At 72.4% G+C, this 3460-nt stretch carries 3 protein-coding genes and 1 pseudogene; all 4 read left to right on the forward strand.

The genetic code is table 11. The annotated features are described in order from the left end of the window. A pseudogene (locus tag ADBZ6I_RS16640) lies at positions 1 to 1869 on the forward strand (PE family protein); the annotation flags it as partial. Positions 1870 to 1942: 73 nt separating this feature from the next. Further along, entirely contained in the window at positions 1943 to 2779 is an 837-nt protein-coding gene (locus ADBZ6I_RS16645) for a Sir2 family NAD-dependent protein deacetylase (protein WP_526385797.1), read from the forward strand. 64 nt (positions 2780 to 2843) lie between these two features. Continuing rightward, entirely contained in the window at positions 2844 to 3086 is a 243-nt protein-coding gene (locus tag ADBZ6I_RS16650; RefSeq protein WP_526385799.1) for a type II toxin-antitoxin system Phd/YefM family antitoxin, read from the forward strand. Further along, on the forward strand, positions 3083 to 3460 hold a 378-nt coding region (locus ADBZ6I_RS16655), incomplete at its 3' end, for a type II toxin-antitoxin system VapC family toxin (RefSeq protein ID WP_526385801.1). The genes ADBZ6I_RS16650 and ADBZ6I_RS16655, both read left to right, overlap by 4 nt.

The following is a 3460-nucleotide window of genomic DNA, read 5'->3' on the forward strand; positions in this document are numbered from 1 at the left end:
GGCGGAGCAGGCGGCCAGGGCGGCAACGGCTACAACGGTGGCGCCGGCGAAGACGGCACCAACGGCGGTGCGGGCGGTGCTGGCGGCGTCGGCATTGACCCGCTCGGAACGGGCGGCGCAGGCGGTAGCGGCGGCGCAGGCGGCAACGGCGGAACCGGGGGCGAAAGCCGCGAAGGGTTCGAAGGCAGCTCGGTCGTCGGCGGTGTTGGCGGCGACGCCGGCGCCGGCGGTGCCGGCGGCAATGGCGGGGCCGGATCACCCGACGGCGGCGCCGGGGGCACTGGCGGTACCGGCGGCGACGGCGGCACCGCAGGCACCGGTGGTGCTACCTATAGCGGCACCGGCGGTGTCGGCGGCCTCGGTGGTGATGCCGGCGCCGGCGGGAACGGTGGCTCAGGCCAGGCCAGTGGCGCCGACGGCGGGGACGCCGGTAGCGGCGGAAACGGCGGCGCCGGTGGTATCGGCGGCGCGGTAGTCGGCCAAGGGTTCGGGGTTGCCGGTAACGGCGGGGACGGCGGTGCGGCAGCAACCGGCGGAAACGGCGGAGACGGCGCCGATGGCGACGCAACCAACCCGAGCGGAGGGCAAGGCGGAAACGGCGGCGATGCCGGCACGGCGGGATCTGGAGGTTTAGCCGGCAACCCAGGAGCCTTCGGGATCAGCGGCCTCGACGGCTCCGACGGCACCGCGGCTAACGCAGGAAACGGCGGGAACGGCGGAAACGGCTGGGCCTCTGACGATCCGACCGCTGTCGGGGGCGCCGGCGGTAACGGCGGCAACGGCGGAAATGCACCGGAGAGCGGCACAGCCGGTAACGGCGGCAATGGTGGTGGCGGCGGCGCGGGTGCGGACGGCGTGATCACCGTTGTCGGGCGTCCCAACGGAAACCTCAATGCATTCGGTGACGCATCGGCCGGTGGTGCCGGTGGCAACGGCGGCAACGGAGGCACCTCCAACGGAGGCGCTGCCGGGCTCGGCGGCAGTGCCGGAGCGGGCGGCGACGGCGGCGTAGGTGCCGATGGCACAGCCCTCATTCCGGATGCCGGAAGGGGCGGCGACGGCGGTTGGGCCGGTGACCCCGGTCTGGCCGATGGAGGCGCCGGTGATCCCGGCTCGGTGGCCAACGGCGGTAACGGCGGCGCCGGTGGCCTCGGGTGGTCATCGACGATTGCCGGCATTAACGGTGGCACGGGCGGTAGCGGCGGTTTCGGCGGCCGCGGCGGCCTGAACGGCGCCGGGGACGGCGGCATCGGTGGTGCCGGCGGCGACGGTGGCAACGGCTACTCCGGCGGCCCTGATGAAGCCGGTACCAATGGCGGCGCTGGTGGTTACGGCGGCGCTGGCGGTACGAGCAGGACCGGTCAGGGCGGGCTCGCCGGGGTCGGTGGCAACGGCGGTGCCGGCGGCACCGGCGGGCCGGGCCTGGCTCCCGGTGGCGCCGGTCAGCCCGGCGGCGCCGGTGGTCGCGGAGGCGACGGCGGCATCGGCGGGTTCTCCGACTTCGGCATCGCAGGAGCCGGCGCCGCTGGCGGCACAGGCGGTATCGGCGGTGCGGGCGGCCCGGGGGCACCCGATGGCGGTGACGGCGGCAACGGCGCTGCCGGTGGCGACGGCGGCGCAGGCGGCGCAGGTGGCCAGACCCTCGACGGCATAGCCGGCAACGGCGGCAACGGCGGTGACGCCGGAAATGGCGGCAACGGTGGAGACGCCCTCGCAGTCGGTAGCACCGGCGGTGACGGAGGCACCGGCGGCACTGGCGGAACCGGCGGCCCGGGCGGACAGCTCTTCCCCAGCGGCGGCGGAACCGTGGGCGCCGACGGACTCCCGGGCAAGAACGGCGACCCCGGCCTGCCCGGCCAAACGCCGTAAGCAGCGACAGACGAGATCGGCCCCCGCGTCCGCGGGGGCCGATCTCGTCTGTCGCTGCCCTACCCTCGTGACCATGGACGCCCCCGAACTCGTCGCGCTACTCGCCGGCCGGCGGGTGGCGGTGCTGACCGGGGCGGGCCTCTCCACCGACTCGGGTATCCCGGATTACCGCGGCCCGGACTCGCCGCCGGCCAATCCGATGACGATCCGCCAATTCACCACCAGCCTGGATTACCGCCGGCGGTACTGGGCCCGCAATCACCTGGGCTGGCGGCACATGGCGAACACCGAACCCAACGCCGGCCACCGCGCGCTGGCCGCGCTGGAGCGGGCCGGCGTGGTCACCGGAGTCATCACCCAGAACGTCGACCTGCTGCACACCAAGGCCGGCAGCAGCAACGTCATCAACCTGCACGGCACCTACGCGACCGTGGTGTGTCTGGAGTGCGGGTACACCATGACGCGTGCCGCATTGGCCGAGCAGTTAGAGGCCGCCAATCCGGGCTTCACCGAACGCGCCGAGCAGGTGGGCGGACTGGCGGTGGCTCCCGACGCCGACGCGGTGGTCACCGACACCGACTCGTTCGTCTTCATCGACTGCCCGGCCTGCGCCGGGATGCTCAAGCCGGACATCGTCTACTTCGGCGAGTCGGTCTCCAAAACGGTTGTGGATCAGGCGTATTCACTGGTCGAAGGCTCCGAGGCGCTACTGATCGCCGGGTCGTCGCTGACGGTGTTCTCCGGCTACCGGTTCGTGCGGCACGCCGCCGCGCACGGCATTCCGGTGGCGATCGTCAACCGCGGCCCCACCCGCGGCGACGAACTGGCGACGGTGAAGGTCGACGCCGGCTGCTCCCCGCTGCTGACCCTGCTGGCGGACGAACTGGCCGGCAGCGCCAGGTCCCGCTGAACCCGTCCGATTCACGCTAGTACGGCTAGCGCGAATAGCCGGAAGCGGCGTAGCGTGGGCTGCCATGGACATCACCGTCACCAGCACGGAGGCCAAAAACACCCTCAACCGGCTGCTTGCCGATGTGGAGAAGACCGGCGCCTCGGTGACGATCACCAGCCACGGTCGTGCCGTCGCCAAGATCATCCCTGTCCGCCCGGTCCCCCGCCGATTCGGTCAGCTGCCGACCATGGTGATTCCCAAGGACTTCGATGAACCGCTGCCCGCGGCGGAACTCGAGGCCTGGGAAGGCGCCGGCGAGCAGTGAATGTGCTCGTCGACACCCACGTCCTGCTGTGGCTCGTCAGCGACCCGCCCACATTGGACCCGGCAGCACTGGCGGTGCTGTCCGACCCGGAGAACGCGGTGTGGGTGAGCGCGGCCTCGGCATGGGAGATCGCGATCAAGACGCGGATCGGTCGGCTGGACGGCGAAGCCCTGATGGCGTCGTGGCCGGACGTCCTTGCCACCATGAGCATCGGCGAACTGGCGATCGACTCTGCCGATGCCATCCTGGCCGGACGGCTGCCCTGGCCGCACAAGGATCCGTTCGACCGGGCGATCGTCGCTCAGGCGCTGCGCCGCAATCTGACGATCGCCACCCGCGACACCCAGATGATCGACGCCGCCCTGACCGCAGTG

It is taken from the genome of Mycobacterium sp. (assembly GCF_044342925.1).
Taxonomy (GTDB): domain Bacteria; phylum Actinomycetota; class Actinomycetes; order Mycobacteriales; family Mycobacteriaceae; genus Mycobacterium.

Bases quoted from the DNA above. Each gene is read 5' to 3' on its own strand.
- ADBZ6I_RS16645 (WP_526385797.1), top strand. From the start codon at position 1,943: ATGGACGCCCCCGAACTCGTCGCGCTACTCGCCGGCCGGCGGGTGGCG.
- ADBZ6I_RS16650 (WP_526385799.1), top strand. From the start codon at position 2,844: ATGGACATCACCGTCACCAGCACGGAGGCCAAAAACACCCTCAACCGG.